Here is a 21,520-nt window from a genome sequence, read left to right on the forward strand (position 1 = left end):
TTCGTCACTCTGACGAAATGTGCGCTAGCATCCCTGACATGAACCCTGCGGACCTGGGCCTGCCGGTGGACGTGCCGTCGACAGCGCTCTTCACGGACCATTACGAGCTCACGATGCTGCAGGCCGCCCTGGCGAACGGCACCGCCGACCGCCGCTCGGTCTTCGAGGTGTTCACCCGCCGGCTGCCCGAAGGGCGGCGCTACGGAGTGGTGGGCGGCACCGGCCGCGTCCTCGACGCGGTGGAGAACTTCCGCTTCGACACCGCCGTGCTGGAATTCCTGCGCGAGCGGGCCGTCGTCGACATGCGGACCCTGGACTGGCTCTCCTCCTACCGCTTCTCGGGTGACATCTGGGGCTACCCGGAGGGCGAGGTGTACTTCCCCGGCTCGCCGATCCTGCGGGTCGAAGGCAGCTTCGCCGAGTGCGTGCTGCTGGAGACCGTCATCCTGTCGATCCTCAACCACGACTCGGCGATCGCGGCCGCCGCCTCCCGGATGGCCTCGGCCGCCGGCGACCGGCCACTGATCGAGATGGGGGCGCGCCGCACCCACGAACTGGCCGCCGTGGCCGCCTCCCGGGCCGCATACGTCGGCGGCTTCGCCTCCACCTCGGACCTGGCGGCCGGATTCCGGTACGGCATCCCCACCGTCGGCACCAGCGCACACGCCTTCACCCTGCTGCACGACAGCGAGCGGGACGCGTTCACCGCCCAGGTGGCCTCCCTGGGCCGCGGCACCACCCTGCTGGTCGACACGTACGACGTGGCAGAGGCCGTCCGGGCCGCCGTCGACATCGCCGGCCCCGAGCTGGGAGCCGTCCGGATCGACTCCGGCGACCTGCTGCTGGTCGCACACCGGGTGCGCCACCAACTGGACGAGCTGGGCGCCACCGGGACCCGGATCGTGGTCACCTCCGACCTCGACGAGTACGCGATCGCCTCGCTCGCCGCCGCCCCCGTCGACGCATACGGCGTCGGCACCCAGCTCGTCACCGGCAGCGGGCACCCGACCTGCTCCATGGTCTACAAGCTCGTCGCCCGGGCCGAATCCGCCGACCCCAAGGCGCCGCTCGTGCCGGTGGCGAAGAAGGCCACCGGCGGCAAAACCTCCATCGGCGGCCGCAAATGGGCCGCCCGCCGCCCCGACGCGGACGGCGTCGCGGAAGCCGAAGTGGTCGGGACCGGCCCGGTCCCCGCGGCCCTCGCCGGCCGGCAGCTGCTGGTCCAGCTGGTCAAGGGCGGCGAGGTGGTCGCCCGCGAGCCGCTGGAGGCCGCCCGCGACCGACACCGTGCGGCCCGCGCCGGGCTGCCGATCTCCGCGACGCAGCTGTCGCGGGGCGATGCCGTGATCCCGACCGAGTACGCCTGACCGCCGGCCCGCGGGCCCGCCCCCACCCGGGGCCTCCGCGCGGGCACCCACGCCCCACCGCGCGGGGCCTCGCCCTCACCGCGGGGACCTCGCAGCGGCAGGGCCGCCTGGGCCGCCTGCCGCTGCGCGGAGCCTCTCCCCACCCCGCCCCTTCCCGAAACCGGGGCCCCGCCCCCGGACCCCCGCCGCCTCAAACGCCGGCGGGGCTGAGGATGCAGAGCTCCGCCCCGGACCCTGCACCTCAAGCGCCGGCGAGGCTGGGATTCCGGGCGCTGCGCGCCCGGTGCGCTCAAACGCCGCGCGGGCTGGATTGCGCCGCTGCACGGCAATTCCAGCCTCGCCGACGTTTGAGGCGCGGGGTCCGGGGCGGAGCTCCGCATCCTCAGCCCCGCCGGCGCTTGAGGCGCAGGAGGCCGGAGACGGAGCCCCGACAATCCAGCCTCGCCGGCGTTTGAGGCGGCGGGGGCCGGGGGCGGAGCCCACGGTTTCGGGAAGGGGCGGGGTGGGGGAAGAGCCCACCACGCAGAGGCCGCCGCACAACGCACCACACCCACCAGCCAAGCCAAGCCAAGCCGAAAGGCATGCGACATGCACCGCGCACTGATCGTCGTCGACGTCCAGAACGACTTCTGCGAAGGCGGCAGCCTCGCGGTCGCCGGCGGGGCCGACGTCGCCGCCGCCGTCACCGAGCTCATCGGGCAGTCCACGGCGGCCGGCTACCGCCATGTCGTCGCCACCCGCGACCACCACATCGACCCGGGCCCCCACTTCGCGCAGCCCCCGGTCGGCCCCGACTACGAGACGTCCTGGCCGGCCCACTGCGTGGCCGGCACCGAGGGTGTCGGGTTCCACCCGAACTTCGCGCCCGCCGTCGCCTCCGGGGCGGTCGCCGCCGTGTTCGACAAGGGCGCGTACGAGGCGGCGTACAGCGGCTTCGAGGGCGCCGACGAGAACGGCACCGCGCTCGCCGACTGGCTGCGCGAGCGGCACGTCACCGAGGTCGACGTCGTCGGCATCGCCACCGACCACTGCGTCCGGGCCACGGCCCTGGACGCCGTCCGCGCGGGCCTGCGCACCCGTGTCCTGCTCGACCTCACCGCGGGGGTGGCCCCGCACACCACGGAGCGGGCCCTGGAGGAGCTCCGGGCGGCCGGGGTCGGTCTGGTCGGCACCCCGGTCGTCCGGACCGCCTGAGGGGGCGTGCAGGCCGCCCTGGCGCCACTCGGGCCACCGGCGTCGGCGGCCACCGGCGTCGGCGGCCACCGCGCCGGCCGCCGCTCAGGCGCCGCGCAGCAGGGCCCGTATCGGGTGCCAGAGCTCGCCCGCCTCGTCCGGGACGGCCCGCCACAGCAGGCCGTCCGGGTGGTGCAGGACGGCCGTGACCTCGTCCGGGGTGGGTGGCTCGGTGTTGCCGCGCAGGTACACGGCGCGCAGCCCGAGGTTCCGCAGCCTGGTCAGGGCGCGGGCCCGGTTCGCCGCGTGGACCAGGACCCGTACGGGCCCTGTCCCGCTGTCGCTGCTCCCCGCCGGCCTGGGCAGGGTCAGTGCGACGACGACGCTCCCGTTCGGGAGCCTGGTGAAACCTCCTGCAGGCATGCTGTGCGTCTCCCCCGTCAGCCGGATGTCAACAGTGCTGGTCAACACTGGTCGCTTCCGCATCTAAACGCGATCGGCCGCCGCCCGCTAGAGGGCGACGGCCGATCATGCTGTGACCAGCGGTTTTACCGAATTACTTGGTGGACGGGCCGACCTCGACCGTCATCTGGAGACCGTCGTAGGTCTCCTTCGCGATCTTGATCTTGGTGTTGGTGTCAGTGACCTTCACCGAGCCGGTCGGGTTCTCGTCGTAGTAGTACTTGCCCTTGTGGTCGTCGAAGACGAGGTTCGCGGGCTTCGGCTTCAGGAACAGCGACTCGCCCTTGTTGTGCAGGGTGAACGCGTCCGTCGAGTACGCGCTGAAGGTGGCGTCGTACGGCTGGATCTTGTTGCGCAGCAGGGTGCCGTCCGCCCACTTCATCGGCTTGGCGTTGGCGTCGACCGGCAGGATCAGGCCCTGGCCCGGGTGCTGGCTGGTGTTGTTGTCCTTCTGGGACTTGTCCCACAGCCAGATCAGCAGGCCGTCCTGGTACGGGTAGTGCTCGACCCAGCCCGGGCGGGTGTTGGCCCAGCCGAAGTTGTACGGGCCCACCTTGAGGGTGGAGTCGTACGACACGTAGCGGCGGTTCTCCGCGATGTAGTACTGCTCGTACTCCTTGGTGAAGCCGGCGCCGATGCGGGAGAAGCCCTTGCCGGTCCAGCCGTTGTCGCCGCTCTCGGCGCCGTCGGTGAACAGCGCGGAGCCGTCGGCGGTCAGGGTGACGGCGTCGGCCGTGAAGCCCTTGCCGCCCGCGCCGCCGTCCGTCTGGTAGCGGAAGCGGAGGTCGAACTTCTTGCCGGCGTAGGCGTCCAGCGGGAAGTTCAGGTCCTGCCAGCCGCCGGAGACGTCGGTCAGGGCCGGGGCGCCCGCGGCGTCGACCGGGAGGGCCTTGCCGTTGGCCGTGCCCGCGAGGGCGGTCCAGGTGGCGCCGCCGTCGGTGGACACCTCGGTGTAGAGGTAGTCGTAGTCCTTCTCGATGTCCCACCAGCCCTTGAGGGACAGGGCGGCGGACTTCTTGCCGGTCAGGTCGACCGAGCGGGTCAGGGTGTTCTTGAGGTCGTCACCCATGCCGCTCCACCACTGCGAGGAGCCCTCGGAGGGGGTGGTGATGTCGGTCTTGACCTTCTTCTTCGGCAGCTCGACGACCAGCGCCTGCTTGTCCTTGGTGTTGTACTCCGCCACACCGAGCTTGTGGGTGGACTTCGTCGCGGCCTTGGCCGTGTCGTAGTTCAGCCAGCCCAGCTGGAGCTTGTCCCAGGCGGTCATGTCGCCCGGGAGGTCGCCTATGGAGTCCTTGCCCTCGCCGAGCCAGGAGCCGGCGGACATCAGGGACCAGAAGCCGACGCCGTTCTCGCCGCCGCCGGAGGTGTCGTACAGGTCCGGCAGGCCGAGGTCGTGGCCGTACTCGTGGGCGAAGACGCCGAGGCCGCCGTTCTCCGGCTGCATCGTGTAGTCGCCGACCCAGATGCCCGTGTCGCCGATCTGGGTGCCGCCGGCCTTGTTGTTCTCCGGGCCGGTCTTGCCCGCGTTGGTGCCGTAGGCGTACCAGCGGTGCGCCCACAGCGCGTCCTTGCCCTGGACACCGCCGCCGGCCGACTCGTCCTCGCCCGCGTGGACGATCTGGAAGTGGTCGATGTAGCCGTCGGGCTCGTTGAAGTTGCCGTCGCCGTCGAAGTCGTAGCGGTCCCACTGGTCGTACTGGGCCAGCTGCGCCTTGATCTGCGCGTCGGTCTTGCCGGCCTTCTTCTGGGCCTCGACCCACGCGGTGACGCCGTCCTTGACGGTGTCCCACACGTTGGAGCAGTTGCTCTGGCCGCAGAAGTTCGAGCCGTAACGGGCCTCGTTGTACGGGATCTTGACCCAGTCGGAGACCTCGCCCTCGACCGAGTAGCGGCCCGAGGAGGTCTTCTCGTAGTAGGTCTTCAGCGAGTTGCCCTTGCCGAAGTACAGGTCCTGGAAGTACTCGCGGCTGAAGTCCTTGCGCCAGGCGGTGCTGTTGTTGTTGGCGCGGTCCGGCTGCGCGATCTGGTTGCGCAGCGGGCCGGGGGTGCCGCCGAACTTCACGACCGGGGGCTTCGGGCCCTCCGGGCCGTCCGGGTCGAACATGGTCTGGTTGTCGACCTGGTCGCCGAACTCGACGAGGATCGTGAAGATCTTGTCGGTCTTCTCGCGGCCGAGCTCGACGTACTTCTTGTCGTCGAGCTTGACGACCTTGGAGGCGCCCCGCTGCTCCACGCCCTTCTTGCCCGCCAGCACCTGGTCAAGGGCAGCCTCGCGCGCCTGCGCCTGCTGCTTGCTGAACGGACCTTCGAGGTCGTGCTTGACCTTCTCCTTGGCAGGAGCGGTCGGGTCCTGCTTGTCCACGGCCGGAGCACCCGCGGGAGCGCCCCACGGGCCGTTGTCGGCCTGGGCGGTGGTGGCGAAGAAGGCGCCGGAGGCCGCGGTGGCGGCCAGGGTCACGCCGATGGCCGCCGTGCGCAGCGCACGCCGGCGGTAGGAATTGCTGGTCACTTGATGTCGTTCCCCTCCCGCGGCCGCGACACAGGTCGGAACGTCTCCGAAGGAGTGGGGGGTTCCGCGCGGCGCGCGTCTCAAGTGACGACATTTGACCGGAGAGTCTAAAGAAAAGACAGACCTTGACTTCTTCCTTACAACTGCACTATGCGGTCGGGGAGTTCCGCTATCCGGACGTTACGCGGCCATACGGGACGAAGGGCGCGCCCGTCCCACGATGTGGGACGGGGCGTGACCCCGTGCGCCCCCCGTGCACCGGGCACCGTGGGTCAGGTCACGCTTACGGCCCGTTCCGTCCGGGCATGCCCTGAACATGGAGTCGCTTGACGCGCGACCCCGTTGAGCAGACTCCCCCACGCCCGCCTTGAGGACGGAACCCGCCATGCCGCGCCCGACTGCCGCCCAGTTCCTCTACGGGTCCGCCGCCGTCGTCGCCTCGACGATCGCCATGCTCCTGCTCTCGCAGACCGGCTCCGGAGCGGGTGTCGCGGTCATCACCACCGCCGCCCTCGCCCTCGGCCTGCTCGTCGCGCTCACCGCCGCCGCCCCGCGCGGCCGGGGCCGGCACGCGGCCTGCGCCGGATCCGCCGCCGGCGGCCGGCCGGAGGCCGCCACTGTCACCGAAGTCACACCCCTTCCGGCGCCCGAGGGCACCGGCCAGGACACGGCGGCGACCGCCCGGGTGCCCGAACCCCGGGCGGCCGCTGCCGAACAACCCGTCCACCACTGAGGCCGGCCGGGGCACCGGAGAGAGCGGTCAGGCCGTCCTGACCACCACCGTTTTGGCGATCTTGTCGTGCAGGCCCTGCCTGTAGGGCTTGTCGACCAGCATGGAGATGACCAGCGCGATCGACCAGAAGAAGAGGCTGAGCCAGCAGCAGATCAGCCCGGGCACCCAGATCATGGCGGCGCGGGTCAGGGCGGGGCCCGCCGCCGGGACGCTTCCGTCGTTGAGCATCGCGACGCGCAGGCCCAGCATCTTCTTGCCCAACGTCTGACCGCTCTTCTGATGGAACCACCAGTCGTAGAGAACGAAAGCGGCGATGGCGATCAGGCCCGCGGTCAGCGCGTTGCGGGAGGCCTCGTCGCCCTCGGCCCGGTACCAGTCGATGTCGACGGCCAGCCCGAAGATGAAGAACAGCGGCACCGCGACAATGATCACGTCGATGATCCGCGCGCCGAGCCGCCTGCCGAAATCGGCGAGCGGCGGCATGCCCGCGAGCGGGTCGGGCATGCCGGAGCCGGAGCCCGAGCCGAAGGGGTCGCCACCGCCGTACGGGGGCGGCGGGGGCGGATAGCCGCTGCCGCCGGGCCCGCCGCCGTACGGGCCGCCCGGGGGTGTTCCGTTCGACGGGGGCGGCGGGCCCTCGGGTCTCTTGCGGAAGGGATCGTCCTCGGGCGGCTGCTCCGGCGGCGGCTGGTCGGTGCTCATGCCCCGAGTCGAACCCGGCCCCGCGGACGCTGCAACGCGGCGGAGTCCGTTCGGGGGAGGCCGCCCCGGCATGCCTCCTGAGGGGTGGTCAGCGGGCCACGTACGTCCCGGCCGCCCTGTCGTGCGGGCCCCGGCGGCGCGGCCCGTCCGCGAGGCACCACAGCCCGCCCACGGGCCCGAGGAACGCACCGACCAGCCAGCGGGACAGGGCTGCGCCGAAGCCGGGCGGGCGGTACGTCGCCGTGGACAGGACGCGGACGCCGAGGAGCTTCTTGCCTGCGGTCCGGCCCCAACGGGCGGTCGGCAGCACCTCGTAGAGCAGTCCGAAGACCACGAGGGCGCCCAGGACCACGCCCGCGTACCCGGCGATGGTCGCGTCGAGCAGCCAGACGGTGGTGGCCCTGCCGCTGCCGCGGGCCGCGTCCACCTTGGACTGGAGGTGGGCGGTGGCCGCGGGGACGAGGGGCCGGGCGGTGGCCGCGGCGACCGCGCCGAACACCAGGGTGTCCAGGGCGCGGGCCGCGATCCGGCGCGCCGGCCCGGCGGGGCGTACGGCCCGCTCCGCCATCTCCTCGAAGACGGCCCGGCCGGTGGTGCGCGCCGGGGCCGGGGCGGGGGCTGCGGGGGCCGCCGGGGCGGGGGCCTGCCGGGGCCCGGGAGCACCGTGCGGGGCGGGGGCCTCGTGGACGGCCCGGGACGCCTGCGCCCGCGCCGGAGCGGGGGCGGGTGCGGGGGCGGGCGCCTCCGCGGCGGGGTAGCCCCGGACGGGCGGGGGCACCGGGGACGGGGACGCGGTCGAAGCGGGGGCCACGGCGGACACGGGGGGTACGGGCGAGGCGGGGGGCGCGGGCGGGGCGGGGGCCTCGGGAGCCGCGGGGAACGCGGCGGCCCCGCGGGGGGCGGCCGCCGCCGGGAACGGCCGGGCGCCGGGCAGCGACTCCGGGCGGGGGGCGGCGGGGGCGCGCCGCTCCGTCGCCGCGGGCCACGAGGAGGTCATCCCGGAGTCGGCGCCGCTCCCGGGGACGGTGGGCCACGCCGTGGCCGGGGCCGACGGCGCGGCATCGGCGGCCGGGGAGGGGGCCGACAGGATGCCCACGCCCTGGGCGGGGTGCCGCTCGGCGGCTGCGGCGGCTGCGGCCGGGGTGCGGGCGAAGGAGACTCCCGGCCCGCGCTCCGGCCGCCCGTCGGGGCGCCCGTCGGGGCGGCGCTCCGAGAGGGCGTCCAGGCGGCTGCCGGGGCTGCCGTCCGGGCCGCTGCCCGCGCCCCGCGCACCGGCCCCGGCTCCGCGGGCCGGCGGCTCCGGCTCGGGGTGCGGGCCGCGGCCCGGGGCGGCGCCCGCGGGCCGGGTGGGGGCGTGCCCCGCGTCGGGTTCCGGCTCGGGCCGGCCGGCGGGGTCGCTGCCGCCGCCCCAGGACACCCGGTGGTCGTGCGGCCCGCCGAAGCCCGACTGGCGCAGCGGATCGGCCTGCCAGGCGTCGGCGCGGGCCGACGGCGGCGACGGCGCCGCTGCCGGCAACGGCTCGGGGACGGGTTCCGGCTCGGGTTCGGGCAGTGCCTCGGTCACGGAGGTCTCGTCCGGGAGCGCCGGGCCGGGCCGGTCGACGGGGACGGGTGCCCGGTCGGCCGGGGTGGCGGGCCGGCTCGTGCCCGGCACCCAGGACCGGCCGTTCCAGTACCGGACGTAGCCGGGGATGGACGGATCGGGGTAGTAGCCCTCGCGGGCGTGCTCGCCGTCACCAGGGGAGGCCGTCATGTCCCCAACTCCGATCGTGGGTTTGAGGCTTGTGCAAGGGAGGACCATAGCCAAGAACCGCCCCCCGGGAGGTCCGGTAACGGGAGAATCCAAGCCTTCGGGCGAACATCCCTCCGTAGGGTTGTTTTCGGCCATCAAAAGATTCACGCCATAGTGCGATCCGGTGCGCGAAGTCGCGTCATACCCGGGCGCACCGGCGCTCTCTGCGGGTGTGGGGCGACAACCCGGCCCCGCGCACCGAACCGAAGCGAGGCCGCCATGCAGCAGCACCCCGTCGTCGAACGCGAGCTGGAAGTCAGGCTCGTCCTGTCCCCCGAGCGCAGCGTCCCGGTCCCCGCGCGGCTGGTCTACCTCGCGGACGACCCGTACGCCGTCCACATCACCTTCCACACCGGTTCCAGCACCCCGGTCAACTGGACTTTCGCCCGCGAGTTGCTGGTCGAGGGGGTGTTCCGCCCGTGCGGGCACGGGGACGTCCGGATCTGGCCGGCCAAGCCGGAGGACCGGGCGGTGATCTGCCTGGCGCTCACCTCGCCCGACGGCGACGCCCTGCTCCAGGCCCCGGCCGGCTCGGTGTCGGCGTGGCTGGAGCGCACGCTGCGGGTGGTCCCGCCCGGCACCGAGGCCGAGCTGCTGGGCCTGGACGCCGCGCTGGCCGAGCTGCTCGCCCCGACCCCGGCCGACGACCTGTGGATGCGCGATGCGTGGCCGTCGGACGAGGCTGCGGACGGTGACCTGTGATGCGGGACGGGCGGGACGGCCGGGGCGGCCGGGACGATCGGGGCGGCCGCGGACCGCACCGCCGCGGGCCGGGTCGGGGGAAGCGGTCAGAAGAGCTTGCCGGGGTTGAGCAGGCCCAGCGGGTCGAAGGCGTGCTTGACCGCCCGCTGCACCTCCAGCCCCACCGGTCCGAGTTCGCGGGCGAGCCATTCCTTCTTCAGGACGCCGACCCCGTGCTCCCCGGTGATGGTCCCGCCCAGGCTCAGCCCGAGGGCCATGATCTCGTCGAAGGAGGCGCGCGCCCGCCGCGTCTCTTCCTCGTCCGCGGGGTCGAAGCAGACGACGGGGTGGGTGTTGCCGTCGCCGGCGTGGGCGCAGACCCCGACGACGAGGCCGTGGGTCCGGGCGATGCGGGCGGTCCCGTCGATCATCTCGGCGAGGCGCGAGCGCGGTACGCAAACGTCGTCGATCATCGTGGCCGGGCGCAGGGTGTCCAGGGCGGTCAGCGCCATCCGGCGGGCCTTGAGCAGAAGTTCCGACTCCGCCTCATCGTCGGCGGGCACGACGGCGGTGGCGCCGGCGGCCGTGCACAGGGCGGCGACGGCCGCGAGGTCGTCGGGCGCGTGCGGGGTGTCGAACGCGGCGAGCAGCAGGGCCTCGGTGGTCTCGGGCAGCCCCATCCTCCCGAGCGCGTTGACGGCGCGCACGGTGGTACGGTCCATCAGCTCCAGCAGCGAAGGCGTCAGCCCGGCCTCCATGACGGCGCAGACGGCGGCGCAGGCGGCCGCGGCGGACGGGAACTCGGCGGCCAGCGCGAGCTGCCGGGGCGGGGCCGGGCGCAGGGCGAGGACGGCCTGGACGACGACGCCGAGGCTGCCCTCGGAGCCGACGAAGAGCCGGGTGAGGTCGTATCCGGCGACGCCCTTGGCGGTGCGCCGGCCGGTGCGCAGGAGTCGGCCGTCGGCGAGGACCACGTCGAGGCCGAGCACGTACTCGGCGGTGACCCCGTACTTGACGCAGCACAGGCCGCCGGAGCCGGTGCCGATGTTGCCGCCGATGGTGCACTGCTCCCAGCTGGAGGGGTCGGGCGGGTAGTACAGGCCCTGTTCGGCGACGGCCCGCGAGAGCACGGCGTTGACGACGCCCGGTTCGACGACGGCGGTCCGGTCGACGGTGTTGATCTCCAGGATGCGGTCCATCCTGACGAGGGAGAGCAGGATGCAGCCGTCCGTGGCGTTGGCCGCGCCGGACAGTCCGGTGCGGGCGCCCTGCGGGACGACGGGGACCCGTAGGGCGTGGGCGGTGCGCAGCACGTGCCGGACCTGCTCCACGGTGCGGGGCAGGACCACGGCCGCGGGGCTGCCGGCGGGGCAGAAGTTCGCCATGTCGGTGGCGTAGGAGGCGGTCACCTGGGGGTCGGTGAGGAGGGCCTCGGCGGGGAGCCCTTCGAGGAGGCGCGTGCGCAGCCGTGCGGTGAGCTCGTCGTCCTTGAGTTCCATGGGCCCAGCGTGGCACCGGGGGCCATCGGTGTGAACACGGCCGCGGCGGGCTTCGGACACTGCTGCGGCCCATTCATATTGACGCACAGTGATCGCATGGACCGTATCGACAAGGAAGCGCAGGACGCTGCGCCGCCCGTGACGTTCACCGGCCGCAAGACGCTCGTGGCGGCCGCGGTCGCGGTGGTCCTGATCGCCGGGGCGCTGGTGATCCGGCCGGCCCGCGCGGGCGACGACGCCCGGCCCCCGGGGCCGACGGAGCGGGCCGCGACGGCGGTCGGGATGGGGGCGCCGGCGTCGGTGGTGGACCTGTCGGCGCTGATCGCGGACCGGGAGAAGTGGGTGGCGGCCCATCCGCGGGACGAGGCGGCGTGGGCGGTGCTGGGGTCGGCGTACCTGGAGCAGGCGCGGCGCCGCGCGGACCCGGTCTGGTACCCGAAGGCGGAGAAGGCGCTGAAGCGGTCGCTGGAGCTCCGCCCGGCGGAGAAGGGCAACCTCGACGCGATGACGGGGATGGGCGCGCTCGCCAACGCCCGCGGGGACTACGGGACCGGGCGGAAGTGGGGCGAGCTCGTACGGGCGCAGGCGCCGCGGCAGTGGACGGCGTACCCGGTGCTGGTGGACGCGTACTCCGGGCTGGGGGACTATCCGGCGGCCGAGAAGGCGGTGGAGCGGCTGGCCCGGGTCCGGCCCGGGCTGACGGCGTACCTGAAGACCTCGCAGGTGTACCGGGACCGCGGCTGGCGCGAGGACGCCGCGGTGGCGCTGGAGCACGCGGCGGCCGCGGCGAAGTCCCCGGCGGAGAAGGCGTACGTGCTGTACCGGCGCGGGGAGCTGCTGTGGGAGCGGGGCGAGTCCGGGGAGGCGCTGCGCCAGTACGAGGGGGCGCTGCGGGCGGACCCGGCGCAGGCGGAGGCCCTGGGCGGCCGGGCGCGGGCGCTGGCGGGGCTGGGGCGGGGCGGGGAGGCGGTACGGGACTACCGGCTGGCGCTGGGGCGGGCGCAGTCGCCGGGGCTGGCGCTGGAGCTGGGCGAGCTGCTGGAGTCTCTGGGGCGGGGGGACGAGGCGAAGGCGCCGCTCGACCTGCTGCGGGCGGCGGCCGCGCACGGGCGGGGCGGGGTGAACGAGTCGGTGGTGCTGGGCCTGTTCGAGGCGGACCACGGGGATCCGGGGGCGGCGGTGCGGCGGCTGACGGAGGAGTGGGCGCGGCACAAGAACGTGCAGGTGGCCGATGCGCTGGGGTGGGCGCTGCACCGGCTGGGCGATGACGCGGCGGCGCTGGAGTACGCGCGGAAGGCGGCGGACCGGGGGCTGCGGAGCGCGGACTTCGCCTACCACCGCGGGGTGATCGAGTGGGCGCTGGGCGACCACGCGTCGGCGCGGCGGCACCTTCAGGAGGCGGTGCGGACGAACCCGCGGTTCTCGCCGGTGCGGGGCCCGCTGGCCGCGCAGGCGCTGGAGGCGATCGGCCAGCCGCCGCCGGGCGGGCCGGAGAACGTGCAGCCGGCCGTGCCGTGGGTGCCGCCGGAGCTGCCGAAGCCGTCGCCATCGCCATCGCCGAAGCCGAAGCCGAAACCGAAGCCGGCGCCGAAGCGGGAGCCCGCCAAGCCGGCGGAGCCGGGCAAGACTGCGGAACCGCGGGAACCTGCGGAGCCCCGCGAGCCCGCGGAACCCCGGGAGCCCGCGGAGCCCCGGGAGCCCGCGGAGCCCGGCAAGCCCGGGCCGGCGAAGCCCGAGCCCGAGCCGGCCCCCGAGCCCGCGCGGCCGAAGCCGACCGCCCTGGCGGCGGGCTGACCCGGCCCCGGATGCGGGACGGGCCCCCCGCCCGAGGGCGGGGGGCCTGCCGTGTGCGGAACCGGGTCGGGACCGCGCCCCGCAGGGGTGTGGGGAACCGCGCGACCAGCCCCCACCGGCCCGCGGTGTCACAACCGGACCACCGGCGGAGCCTAGAGGTTGCCGCGCTTCTCCTGCTCGCGCTCGATCGCCTCGAACAGGGCCTTGAAGTTGCCCTTGCCGAAGCCCATCGAGCCGTGGCGCTCGATGATCTCGAAGAAGACGGTCGGGCGGTCCTGCACCGGCTTGGTGAAGATCTGGAGCAGGTAGCCGTCCTCGTCGCGGTCGGCGAGGATCTTCAGCTCGCGCAGGGTGTCGATCGGCACGCGGGTCTCGCCGACCCACTCGCCGAGGGTGTCGTAGTACGAGTCCGGGGTGTCGAGGAACTGCACGCCCGCGGCCCGCATCGAGCGGACGGTCGCGACGATGTCGTTCGAGGCGAGCGCGATGTGCTGGACGCCGGCGCCGCCGTAGAACTCCAGGTACTCGTCGATCTGCGACTTCTTCTTCGCGATCGCCGGCTCGTTGATCGGGAACTTCACCTTGAGGGTGCCGTCCGCGACGACCTTCGACATCAGCGCCGAGTACTCGGTCGCGATGTCGTCGCCCACGAACTCCTTCATGTTCGTGAAGCCCATGACCTTGTTGTAGAAGCCGACCCACTCGTCCATCCGGCCGAGCTCGACGTTGCCGACGCAGTGGTCGATGGCCTGGAAGGTGCGCTTGGCCGGCGGCTCGACCATCGGGGCGACGGCGACGAAGCCGGGCAGGTAGGGGCCGGTGTAGTTCTTGCGCTCGACCAGGGTGTGGCGGGTCTGGCCGTAGGTGGCGATGGCGGCGAGGACGACCGTGCCGTGCTCGTCGGACACCTCGTACGGCTCGTCGAGGCCGCGGGCGCCCTGCTCGACGGCGTACGCGTACGCGGCGCGGACGTCCGGGACCTCGATGGCGAGGTCGATGACGCCGTCGCCGTGCGCGGCGACGTGCTCGGCGAGGAAGCGGCCGTGGTCCGTGCTCGCCTTGATGACCGAGGTCATGACGAAGCGGGCGGAGCCGTTGGTCAGGACGTAGCTCGCCGTCTCGCGGACGCCGTTCTCCGGGCCGGAGTAGGCCACCAGCTTCATGCCGAACGCGGTCGAGTAGTAGTGCGCGGCCTGCTTGGCGTTGCCGACGGCGAAGACGACCGCGTCCATGCCCTTCACCGGGAAGGGGTCGGCCTCACGCGCGGTGTGGGGGATGGTTTCGAGGTTCGTCAAAGACTCAGTCATGAGCGCAGAGTCCCGCCGATCCACAAGCTGCGCAATAGTTTCCTGTTCTGCTGTACATACTGCCCAGGACGGCGGCAGCATTGCTGAAACATCTGTGCAGTATGACCACCCGTGAGCAGCCTGGAGCCACAGCTATGGGAATCGACGAACTCGACGGTCGCCTCATCGTCCTGCTCGCCCGCGAACCGCGGATAGGGGTCCTGGAGGCCTCGCGCCGGCTCGGGGTGGCCCGCGGCACCGTGCAGGCGCGGCTGGACCGGCTGCAGTCGAACGGGGTGATCCGCGGTTTCGGGCCGCAGGTGGACCCGGCCGCGCTCGGGTATCCGGTGACCGCGTTCGCCACGCTGGAGATCAAGCAGGGCCAGGGCGCGGACGTACGGGCGCACCTGAGCGGGGTGCCGGAGGTGCTGGAGCTGCACACGACGACCGGGCACGGCGACATGCTGTGCCGGCTGGTGGCGCGCTCCAACGCCGATCTGCAGCGGGTGATCGACCGGGTCGTCGGGTTCGACGGGATCGTGCGGGCCTCGACGGCGATCGTGATGGAGAACCCGGTGCCGCTGCGGGTCATCCCGCTCGTGGAGCAGGCGGCGCAGGAGGGCTGAGCCACTGAGCCGGCGGCCGGATCCGGAGGCAGGAGTTCCAAAGAAGGCGTTGCAAAGAAACCCTTGCACAGGTTTCTTTGCACGCCTACGGTTGAGGCATGCCCGAGAAGCCGGAAGCCCCGGAATCCCCGGAATCCCCGGAACGCAAGAACCGCACCCTCGACGCCCGCTCCCTGCGGGGCCTCGCCCACCCCCTGCGCATCCGCCTGCTGGGCGCCCTGCGCCAGGACGGCCCGGCCACCGCGTCGCAGCTCGCGGAGCGGTTCGGCGAGTCCAGCGGCGCCACCAGCTACCACCTGCGCCAGCTCGCCGCGCACGGGTTCGTCGAGGACGCGCCGGGGCACGGCAAGGGCCGCGAGCGCTGGTGGAAGGCCGCGCACGACGGCACGGTCTTCGACGAGCAGCTCATGTACGACGAGGACCCCACCACCCGCGACGCGGCCGACCTCTTCCTGCACGAGATCGCGACGATCCACACGCAGGAGCTGAACACCTGGCTCGGCAACGCCCACGCCTGGTCCCAGGAGTGGCGGCGCGGCTCGGACATCAGCGACTTCAGCCTGAGCCTGACCCCCGAGCAGAGCCTCGACCTCATCCGCCGGGTCCACGACCTGATCAACAGCTACTGCGACGCGCCGCAGGACGAGACGTCCGAGACGGTCCGCTTCCACGTCCACGCCTTCCCGCGCCGCAACGGCGGCGGCAGCAGCAGCGCGTAGCCGCCACCGAGCACCCCCGCACAACAGCACAGCACGCAGCACTCCCCGAACCGCGCACCGCTCACCGCGCACCTGTAAACGGCAGGTCGCGCGCCGGTCAGCCATGCCTTCCACCGCCTCCCTCACGCAGAAGGAGAGTCCTGCCATGCACGCCTTCACCCCTGCCGACATACAGGCCGGGACCGCCCTGCCGGCCCATGCCGCCCGTACCGCCGAGCTGGCCGCCGAGGCCTCCGCCGAGCACCTGGCCCGCGAGGCCGCCCCCTCCCCCGCCCCGGTCCGCGCCCTGCGCAACCTGCTGGGCGAGGCCCTGGTCCACGCCGGGAACCGGCTGCTGCAGCCCGGCCCCGCCCACGGCCACGTCCGGGCCGCCGGATGAGCCGCCGCCCCTTCGCCGCCGTCCTCGCCGCCAACACCATCTCCACGGCGGGCAGTGCCCTCACCCTCATCGCTGTCCCGTGGTTCGTGCTCCAGACCACCGGCAGCGCCGGCCGGGCCGGGGTCGTCGCCTTCTGCGCCACCCTGCCCGTCATCGTCGCGGCCCTCGTCGGCGGCCCGGTCATCGACCGGATCGGCCGGCGCCGGGTCTCCGCGGCCTCCGACGCCGTCTGTGCGCTCGCCGTCGGCGCGATCCCGCTGCTGCACTACGCGGGCCTGCTGGAGTTCTGGATGCTGTGCGCGCTGATGGCCGTCAGCGGCCTCGTGCACACCCCGGGCCTGACCGCCCGCCACGTCCTGCTGCCCGACCTCGCCGCGCACGCCGGCACCACCGTGGCCCGGGCCGCGAGCCTGTACGACGCGGTCCACCGCGGGGCCAGGATGATCGGGGCCGCGGTGGCCGGCGTCCTCATCGCGGTGGTCGGCGCCGAGGCCGCCCTGCTGGTGGACGCGGCCAGCTTCGCGGCCTCCGCCCTGCTGGTCGCCGTGTTTCTCCGGGGCATCCCGGCGGCCGAGCCGCAGCCGCGCCCGGAGAAGGCCTCGTTCGCCCGCTACCGGGCCGAACTGGCCGAAGGCTGGGCCTTCCTGGCCGGTTCGCGGTTGCTGCTGGGCGTCACCGTGATGGTGATGATGACCAACGGCCTGGACCAGGGCTGGTCCGCAGTGCTGCTGCCCGTCCACGGCCGCGACGCCCTCGGCGGGGCCACCGCGATCGGCCTGCTGGTCTCCCTCTTCGGCGGCTTCGCACTGCTCGGCGCCCTGCTGTACGGGGCGTGGGGCGAGCGGTTCCCGCGCCGGGCGGTGTTCGCGGCCGCCTTCCTGCTCTGCGGGGCGCCCCGCTACGTCGTCGCCGCCTTCACCGACACCACCCTGCCGCTCGCGGTGACGATGGCCCTGTCCGGACTGGGCGCGGGCGTGCTCAACCCGATCCTGACCACCATGATCTACGAGAAGGTCCCCGACGCGCTGCGCAGCCGGGTCGCGGGCGTGACCACCGCCGGCTGCGAGCTGACGATGCCGCTGGGCGGGCTCGCCGCGGGCCTGCTCGTCGACGGTTTCGGGGCGGTCCCGGCGCTGCTGGTGTTCGGCGGGACCTACCTGCTGACGACGCTCTCCCCGCTGGTCTTCCCGTCCTGGCGGTCGATGGAGCGGGAGCCGGTCAGCAGGACGGAGCCGGCTCCCCCCGGTTCAGCGCGCGCAGCGCGTTCACCGCGTCCGACAAAGAGCTGACCGGGATCAGCTGCAGCCCCTCGGGCAGCTCGGACGCCGCGTCCGAGCACTCCGCCGACGGGACGAGGAACACGCTCGCCCCGTCGCGGTGGGCGGCCTGCGTCTTCAGGGCCACCCCGCCGACCGCGCCGACCTTGCCGTCCTCGGTGATGGTGCCGGTGCCGGCGACGGTGCGGCCGCCGGTGAGGTCGCCGCCGCTGCCGTCGCCGTCGAGCTTGTCGACGATGCCGAGGGAGAACAGCAGGCCGGCGCTGGGGCCGCCGACGTCGGCGAGGTTGAGGTCGACCTTGACGTCCTTCGGGTCCTTCTTCAGGAAGCCGAGGGCGGCCCGGGTGGCGTCCTCCTGCGATGCGGCCATCTGCTTCAGGTTGTGCTTCTCGATCTCCTCGTCGCTGCCGCCGGAGGGGTAGACGGCCTCCTTGGGCATGACCGAGCGGCTGCTGTCGAACCAGTCGTCGAGGAGCTGCGGCAGGCGCACGGTCGTCGACGGCCCGGTGGCCTCGATCGTGGTCATGCGCAGCTGGCCCTTGGTCGGCAGGGTCGGGGCGCCGCTGATGACGATGACCGGCTTGCCCTCGTGGGCGCCGAGCACATCCGCGGTGAGCCCCGGCTGGGCGATCACGAAGGGCAGCGGTGCGAAGGCCGCCACGGCGAACAGGCCGAGCACGGGCACGGCGCAGACGGCCAGGGCGGCGGGACGCGACAGACGTGAGAGGCGAGAGAGCACACGGCCAATCTATCGGGCTGCCCGGCCGCGGCCGCGCCCCGGCAGCCGGGACGCGGCCGCCCGGGGCACCGTACGCGGCCTGCGGCAGGCTTCGTACGGGGCCTGCGGCGCGGGTCAGCGCAGGGCGTCGGCGACCTCGCGGGCGGCGTCCACGACCCGCGGCCCGACCCGCTCGGGCACGGCGTCGGACAGCATGACCACGCCGACGCTGCCCTCCAGCCCGCTGATCCCGACGAGCGGGGCGGCGGCGCCGCTGGCACCGGCTTCGAGTTCGCCGTGGGTCAGCGTGTACCCGGGCTCGATCAGGGTGCCCTGGCGGGAGGCGAGGATGGCCCGGCCGGCGGCCCCGCGGTCCAGCGGGTGGCGGAACCCGGCCCGGTAGGCCACGTGGTAGTCGGTCCAGGTGGGCTCCACGACGGCCACGGCGAGCGCCTCCGTCCCGTCGACGAGCGTCAGGTGCGCGGTGGCTCCTATGTCCTCGGCGAGGGCGCGCAGCGCGGGCAGCGCCGCCTCGCGCACCAGCGGGTGCACCTGCCGGCCCAGCCGCAGGACGCCGAGCCCGACGCGGGCCCGGCCGCCGAGGTCGCGGCGGACCAGGGCGTGCTGCTCCAGGGTGGCCAACAGGCGGTAGACCACGGTGCGGTTGACGCCGAGACGGTTGGAGAGCTCGGTGACGGTCAGACCGTGGTCGGTGTCGGCGAGCAGCTTGAGGACTCTGAGACCTCGGTCGAGAGTCTGTGAGGTTTCCGCGGTCACGAAGCCTCTCCCTCGTGGTGAGCGGCGGTGACTCTCGGGGTGGAGCGGCGCCGGTCCCACGGCGACACGCACGGAGAGGCCGCCGGTAGCGGCCATGGCACCGGCTGCGCTCCCGCGGCGGCGCTGCCACGGGGCGTTCGATGCGGGGACAGTAGCGAGCAGGTCCGCTCAGCGGAAGTCCTCGTCCAGAATCCGGGCGCGGACGGGCCTTTTATGCCGTTTCATGAGCGCGGAACGCGCCGTTTCGCGCTCCCGTGCGCCCCAATACGCCTGTGCCGTCACACGAGGAGCGCGGGGGCGGCGGCGGTCGCCCCCGCCCAGCGGAACCGTCAATTCCGAAGCAGGGCGGGCCCGTACGATGCTCCACACCGCGGACCCGCCCTGCACATCACCCCGACACGTCACCCACACGGCGCCTGCACCGCACCTGCACCGCGCCTGCACGTCGCCTGCACCGTGCCTGCACCGCGCCTGCACGTCGTCGTCGCCGTCAGCGCATGCGGGTGGCCCACTCCTGGACCTTCTTGATCCGCTCCTGCAGCTGCCCCGCCGTCGCCTCCGCGCTCGGCGGCCCGCCGCACACCCGGCGCAGCTCGGTGTGGATCACCCCGTGCGGCTTGCCGCTCTGGTGGACGTACGCGCCCACCATCGTGTTCAGCGACCGGCGCAGCTCCAGCAGTTCCTTGTGCGAGACCACCGGGCGGCGCTCGGCCGGGAGCTCCAGCAGGTCGGCCTCCGTGTCCGGCTTGCGCCGGCTGTGCGCGATCTGCCGCGACTGCCGCTTCTGCAGCAGCAGCTGCACCTGGTCCGGCTCCAGCAGGCCCGGGATGCCGAGGTAGTCCTGCTCCTCCTCGCTGCCGGGGTGCGCCTGCATGCCGAACTCGGCGCCGTCGTACAGCACCCGGTCGAAGACGGCGTCGGACTCCAGCGCCTCGAAGGACATCTGCTCGTCCTCGCCGGTGTCCTCGTCCTCCTGCCGGTTCGCCTCCTCCATCTCCTTCTCGGACTGGGCGTACGGGTCGTCGTCCTCGCCCGCCTTCTTCGGCCGGTCCAGGACGTGGTCGCGCTCGACCTCCATCTCGTTGGCGAAGCCGAGCAGGTACGGGATCGTCGGAAGGAACACGGAGGCGGTCTCGCCGCGCCTGCGCGAACGCACGAAACGGCCGACGGCCTGCGCGAAGAACAGCGGCGTCGAGATCGTCGTCGCGTACACGCCCACCGCGAGGCGGGGCACGTCGACGCCCTCCGACACCATGCGGACCGCGACCATCCACCGGTCGGTGTTCCCGCTGAAGGTGTCGATGTGCTTCGAGGCGCCCGCGTCGTCGGAGAGCACGACGGTGGCCTTGGTGCCGGTGATCTCGCGGATCAGCTTGGCGTACGCCCGGGCCGAGTCCTGGTCGGCGGCGATGACGAGGCCGCCCGCGTCCGGGATGCCCTTGCGGACCTCGGTCAGCCGCTGGTCGGCGGCGCGCAGCACGTTCGGCATCCAGTCGCCGCGCGGGTCGAGCGCGGTCCGCCAGGCCTGGCTGATCGCGTCCTTGGTCATCGGCTCGCCGAGCCTGGCGGCGATCTCGTCGCCGGCCTTGGTGCGCCAGCGCATGTTGCCGCTGTAGGAGAGGAAGATGACCGGCCGGACGACGCCGTCGCCGAGCGCGTTGCCGTAGCCGTACGTGTAGTCCGCGGACGAGCGGCGGATCCCGTCGTTGCCCTCCTCGTACGTGACGAAGGGGATCGGGTTGGTGTCGGACCGGAACGGGGTGCCGGTCAGGGCCAGGCGGCGGGTCGCCGGGTCGAAGGCCTCCAGGCAGGCGTCGCCCCAGGACCGGGAGTCGCCGGCGTGGTGGATCTCGTCGAGGATGACGAGGGTCTTGCGCTGCTCGCAGCGGTTGCGGTGCAGCATCGGGCGGACGCCGACACCGGCATAGGTGACGGCGACCCCGTGGTACTCGCGGCTCAGCGGGCCCGCCGAATACTCGGGGTCCAGCCGGATGCCTATGCGGGCGGCGGCCTCCGCCCACTGCTTCTTCAGGTGCTCGGTCGGCGCGACCACGGTCACCTGCTGCACCACGTGGTGGTGCAGCAGCCAGGAGGCGAGGGTCAGCGCGAAGGTGGTCTTGCCGGCGCCGGGGGTGGCGACGGCGAGGAAGTCACGCGGCTGGGTCTGGATGTACTTGTCCAGCGCGCCCTGCTGCCAGGCACGCAGTTTGCTGGCGGTACCCCACGGCGCACGGCCGGGGAAGGCGGGTGAGAGGTGGTGGGAGGCGGTAGTAGTCACGGTCTCCGGTTCGGGCTCTCGGCGGCGGTCGTTCGAAAGACAACCGGGCCACCCTACCGGGGCCGGCCCGCCCCTCGCGGAGGGACAGGCCTGTGACCTCGGGCGGTGCGGCGAGTGTCACACCGGCAGCAACTCCCGCAGCCGGGAAGCGATCACCGCCACCTCGGCCTCTGCCCCGGACGCCACGTCGACGACCAGGCCGTACGCGGCGTCCTGGTCGGCGGCCGCCGGGTCGATGCCGTTCACGGCGAGGAACGTCGCGGCCGCGAGCCAGGCGGTGCGCTTGTTCCCGTCGACCAGGGGATGGTTCGTCGCGATGCCGTGGAGCAGCGCGGCGGCCTGCTCGTACGGGTCCGTGTACGCCGACGCCCCAAGCATGCGGGCCCGCGGCCGGTGCACGGCGGACTCCAGCAGGCCGGGGGCGCGCAGCTCGACGGGCTGGTCCTGGGCCAGGCAGGCGTGCCGGGCCAGGTCGAGCACCTCGGCGAGGGTGAGGTGCCGCACGGGGGCGGTGGTGGTGTGGGCCGCGGTCATGCGCCGAGCCGCTTCAGGAGCGGGGCGTGCTGCCGGGCCAGCCGGGCCGCCGCAGCGCCGACCTGCTCGCGCTCCCGGCGCAGGTGCTCCCGTACGGCCGCGGCGGCGTGCTCCTCGGGCGTGGAGCCGGTGGCGTCGGCGAGGTCGGCGAGCTCCGCGCACTCGGCGGCGGAGAGCCGGATGATCAGCTCGTTCATGCACGCAGCGTAGC

20 protein-coding genes are annotated in these 21,520 nt (G+C 73.5%); 9 read left to right on the forward strand and 11 right to left on the reverse strand.

What is annotated here, in order from left to right:
• Nucleotides 1–38: 38 nt before the first annotated feature.
• Together ACIQUT_RS19310 and ACIQUT_RS19315 are read left to right on the forward strand one after the other, a co-directional pair.
• Entirely contained in the window at nucleotides 39–1,367 is a 1,329-nt protein-coding gene (locus ACIQUT_RS19310; RefSeq protein ID WP_403564119.1) for a nicotinate phosphoribosyltransferase, read from the forward strand.
• A gap of 588 nt (nucleotides 1,368–1,955) precedes the next feature.
• Entirely contained in the window at nucleotides 1,956–2,561 is a 606-nt protein-coding gene (locus ACIQUT_RS19315) for an isochorismatase family protein (protein ID WP_403564120.1), read from the forward strand.
• 84 nt (nucleotides 2,562–2,645) lie between these two features.
• Here the strand turns inward: ACIQUT_RS19315 and ACIQUT_RS19320 are convergent, their stop codons facing one another.
• Nucleotides 2,646–2,963 carry a hypothetical protein gene (locus ACIQUT_RS19320; RefSeq protein WP_403564121.1) on the reverse strand — a complete coding sequence of 106 codons (318 nt, stop codon included), beginning with the start codon at nucleotides 2,961–2,963 and terminating at the stop codon, nucleotides 2,646–2,648.
• A gap of 133 nt (nucleotides 2,964–3,096) precedes the next feature.
• Nucleotides 3,097–5,514: an immune inhibitor A domain-containing protein gene (locus ACIQUT_RS19325; protein ID WP_403564122.1), complete on the reverse strand. Its 2,418-nt coding sequence runs from the start codon at nucleotides 5,512–5,514 to the stop codon at nucleotides 3,097–3,099.
• A 385-nt stretch (nucleotides 5,515–5,899) separates the two neighbouring features.
• On the opposite strand from ACIQUT_RS19325, the gene ACIQUT_RS19330 reads away from it, so the two are divergent.
• Nucleotides 5,900–6,247 carry a hypothetical protein gene (locus tag ACIQUT_RS19330; protein WP_403564123.1) on the forward strand — a complete coding sequence of 116 codons (348 nt, stop codon included), beginning with the start codon at nucleotides 5,900–5,902 and terminating at the stop codon, nucleotides 6,245–6,247.
• Nucleotides 6,248–6,274: 27 nt separating this feature from the next.
• Here the strand turns inward: ACIQUT_RS19330 and ACIQUT_RS19335 are convergent, their stop codons facing one another.
• Together ACIQUT_RS19335 and ACIQUT_RS19340 are read right to left on the reverse strand one after the other, a co-directional pair.
• Nucleotides 6,275–6,949: an RDD family protein gene (locus ACIQUT_RS19335; protein ID WP_403564124.1), complete on the reverse strand. Its 675-nt coding sequence runs from the start codon at nucleotides 6,947–6,949 to the stop codon at nucleotides 6,275–6,277.
• A gap of 88 nt (nucleotides 6,950–7,037) precedes the next feature.
• Nucleotides 7,038–8,702: an RDD family protein gene (locus ACIQUT_RS19340; protein WP_403564125.1), complete on the reverse strand. Its 1,665-nt coding sequence runs from the start codon at nucleotides 8,700–8,702 to the stop codon at nucleotides 7,038–7,040.
• A gap of 258 nt (nucleotides 8,703–8,960) precedes the next feature.
• On the opposite strand from ACIQUT_RS19340, the gene ACIQUT_RS19345 reads away from it, so the two are divergent.
• Complete coding sequence (locus ACIQUT_RS19345) at nucleotides 8,961–9,443, forward strand: SsgA family sporulation/cell division regulator (RefSeq protein ID WP_403564126.1); 483 nt, start codon at nucleotides 8,961–8,963, stop codon at nucleotides 9,441–9,443.
• An 86-nt stretch (nucleotides 9,444–9,529) separates the two neighbouring features.
• Here ACIQUT_RS19345 and ACIQUT_RS19350 read toward each other — a convergent pair whose 3' ends face one another.
• Complete coding sequence (locus tag ACIQUT_RS19350; RefSeq protein ID WP_403564127.1) at nucleotides 9,530–10,921, reverse strand: FAD-binding oxidoreductase; 1,392 nt, start codon at nucleotides 10,919–10,921, stop codon at nucleotides 9,530–9,532.
• A gap of 96 nt (nucleotides 10,922–11,017) precedes the next feature.
• Between ACIQUT_RS19350 and ACIQUT_RS19355 the strand changes: the two genes are divergently transcribed.
• Nucleotides 11,018–12,715, forward strand: coding sequence for a tetratricopeptide repeat protein (locus tag ACIQUT_RS19355; RefSeq protein WP_403564128.1), 1,698 nt, complete (start codon nucleotides 11,018–11,020; stop codon nucleotides 12,713–12,715).
• A 152-nt stretch (nucleotides 12,716–12,867) separates the two neighbouring features.
• Here the strand turns inward: ACIQUT_RS19355 and hppD are convergent, their stop codons facing one another.
• Nucleotides 12,868–14,022: a 4-hydroxyphenylpyruvate dioxygenase gene (gene hppD / locus ACIQUT_RS19360; protein ID WP_403564129.1), complete on the reverse strand. Its 1,155-nt coding sequence runs from the start codon at nucleotides 14,020–14,022 to the stop codon at nucleotides 12,868–12,870.
• Nucleotides 14,023–14,156: 134 nt separating this feature from the next.
• Here hppD and ACIQUT_RS19365 point away from each other — a divergent pair, with 134 nt between their 5' ends.
• The 4 genes from ACIQUT_RS19365 (at nucleotide 14,157) to ACIQUT_RS19380 (ending at nucleotide 17,014) form a co-directional block, all read left to right on the forward strand.
• On the forward strand, nucleotides 14,157–14,627 hold the full coding sequence (locus tag ACIQUT_RS19365; RefSeq protein ID WP_179174011.1) for an Lrp/AsnC family transcriptional regulator: 471 nt from the start codon (nucleotides 14,157–14,159) through the stop codon (nucleotides 14,625–14,627).
• A gap of 98 nt (nucleotides 14,628–14,725) precedes the next feature.
• Nucleotides 14,726–15,346, forward strand: coding sequence for an ArsR/SmtB family transcription factor (locus ACIQUT_RS19370; RefSeq protein ID WP_403564130.1), 621 nt, complete (start codon nucleotides 14,726–14,728; stop codon nucleotides 15,344–15,346).
• A 145-nt stretch (nucleotides 15,347–15,491) separates the two neighbouring features.
• Nucleotides 15,492–15,725, forward strand: a complete 234-nt coding sequence (locus tag ACIQUT_RS19375; protein ID WP_403564131.1) for a hypothetical protein — start codon at nucleotides 15,492–15,494, stop codon at nucleotides 15,723–15,725.
• Nucleotides 15,722–17,014: an MFS transporter gene (locus ACIQUT_RS19380; protein ID WP_403564132.1), complete on the forward strand. Its 1,293-nt coding sequence runs from the start codon at nucleotides 15,722–15,724 to the stop codon at nucleotides 17,012–17,014. Before ACIQUT_RS19375 ends, ACIQUT_RS19380 begins: the two co-directional genes overlap by 4 nt.
• Here ACIQUT_RS19380 and ACIQUT_RS19385 read toward each other — a convergent pair.
• From ACIQUT_RS19385 to ACIQUT_RS19405, 5 genes are all read right to left on the reverse strand, one after another.
• Nucleotides 16,944–17,741: a PDZ domain-containing protein gene (locus ACIQUT_RS19385; protein WP_403564133.1), complete on the reverse strand. Its 798-nt coding sequence runs from the start codon at nucleotides 17,739–17,741 to the stop codon at nucleotides 16,944–16,946. The genes ACIQUT_RS19380 and ACIQUT_RS19385 overlap by 71 nt on opposite strands.
• 114 nt (nucleotides 17,742–17,855) lie before the next feature.
• Nucleotides 17,856–18,497, reverse strand: a complete 642-nt coding sequence (locus ACIQUT_RS19390) for an IclR family transcriptional regulator (RefSeq protein ID WP_403564134.1) — start codon at nucleotides 18,495–18,497, stop codon at nucleotides 17,856–17,858.
• A gap of 490 nt (nucleotides 18,498–18,987) precedes the next feature.
• Nucleotides 18,988–20,775 (reverse strand): DEAD/DEAH box helicase, encoded by a 1,788-nt coding sequence (locus ACIQUT_RS19395; protein ID WP_403564135.1) that lies wholly within the window; start codon nucleotides 20,773–20,775, stop codon nucleotides 18,988–18,990.
• Nucleotides 20,776–20,892: 117 nt separating this feature from the next.
• The gene (locus ACIQUT_RS19400; RefSeq protein WP_403564136.1) at nucleotides 20,893–21,309 is read right to left on the reverse strand and encodes a type II toxin-antitoxin system death-on-curing family toxin; all 417 of its coding nucleotides are present in this window, start codon (nucleotides 21,307–21,309) and stop codon (nucleotides 20,893–20,895) included.
• Nucleotides 21,306–21,506, reverse strand: coding sequence for a hypothetical protein (locus tag ACIQUT_RS19405; protein WP_403564137.1), 201 nt, complete (start codon nucleotides 21,504–21,506; stop codon nucleotides 21,306–21,308). Before ACIQUT_RS19405 ends, ACIQUT_RS19400 begins: the two co-directional genes overlap by 4 nt.
• Between the last annotated feature and the right edge of the window lie 14 nt (nucleotides 21,507–21,520).

The organism is Streptomyces sp. NPDC090445, from assembly GCF_044769385.1.
In the GTDB taxonomy this organism is placed as follows: Bacteria; Actinomycetota; Actinomycetes; order Streptomycetales; family Streptomycetaceae; genus Streptomyces.

What these genes read in the sequence shown, in the direction of transcription:
- ACIQUT_RS19310 (WP_403564119.1), top strand. Translation starts at nt 39, where the DNA reads ATGAACCCTGCGGACCTGGGCCTGCCGGTGGACGTGCCGTCGACAGCG.
- ACIQUT_RS19315 (WP_403564120.1), top strand. Translation starts at nt 1,956, where the DNA reads ATGCACCGCGCACTGATCGTCGTCGACGTCCAGAACGACTTCTGCGAA.
- ACIQUT_RS19320 (WP_403564121.1), bottom strand. Translation starts at nt 2,963, where the DNA reads ATGCCTGCAGGAGGTTTCACCAGGCTCCCGAACGGGAGCGTCGTCGTC.
- ACIQUT_RS19330 (WP_403564123.1), top strand. Translation starts at nt 5,900, where the DNA reads ATGCCGCGCCCGACTGCCGCCCAGTTCCTCTACGGGTCCGCCGCCGTC.
- ACIQUT_RS19335 (WP_403564124.1), bottom strand. Translation starts at nt 6,949, where the DNA reads ATGAGCACCGACCAGCCGCCGCCGGAGCAGCCGCCCGAGGACGATCCC.
- ACIQUT_RS19340 (WP_403564125.1), bottom strand. Translation starts at nt 8,702, where the DNA reads ATGACGGCCTCCCCTGGTGACGGCGAGCACGCCCGCGAGGGCTACTAC.
- ACIQUT_RS19345 (WP_403564126.1), top strand. Translation starts at nt 8,961, where the DNA reads ATGCAGCAGCACCCCGTCGTCGAACGCGAGCTGGAAGTCAGGCTCGTC.
- ACIQUT_RS19350 (WP_403564127.1), bottom strand. Translation starts at nt 10,921, where the DNA reads ATGGAACTCAAGGACGACGAGCTCACCGCACGGCTGCGCACGCGCCTC.
- ACIQUT_RS19355 (WP_403564128.1), top strand. Translation starts at nt 11,018, where the DNA reads ATGGACCGTATCGACAAGGAAGCGCAGGACGCTGCGCCGCCCGTGACG.
- hppD (WP_403564129.1), bottom strand. Translation starts at nt 14,022, where the DNA reads ATGACTGAGTCTTTGACGAACCTCGAAACCATCCCCCACACCGCGCGT.
- ACIQUT_RS19365 (WP_179174011.1), top strand. Translation starts at nt 14,157, where the DNA reads ATGGGAATCGACGAACTCGACGGTCGCCTCATCGTCCTGCTCGCCCGC.
- ACIQUT_RS19370 (WP_403564130.1), top strand. Translation starts at nt 14,726, where the DNA reads ATGCCCGAGAAGCCGGAAGCCCCGGAATCCCCGGAATCCCCGGAACGC.
- ACIQUT_RS19375 (WP_403564131.1), top strand. Translation starts at nt 15,492, where the DNA reads ATGCACGCCTTCACCCCTGCCGACATACAGGCCGGGACCGCCCTGCCG.
- ACIQUT_RS19380 (WP_403564132.1), top strand. Translation starts at nt 15,722, where the DNA reads ATGAGCCGCCGCCCCTTCGCCGCCGTCCTCGCCGCCAACACCATCTCC.
- ACIQUT_RS19400 (WP_403564136.1), bottom strand. Translation starts at nt 21,309, where the DNA reads ATGACCGCGGCCCACACCACCACCGCCCCCGTGCGGCACCTCACCCTC.
- ACIQUT_RS19405 (WP_403564137.1), bottom strand. Translation starts at nt 21,506, where the DNA reads ATGAACGAGCTGATCATCCGGCTCTCCGCCGCCGAGTGCGCGGAGCTC.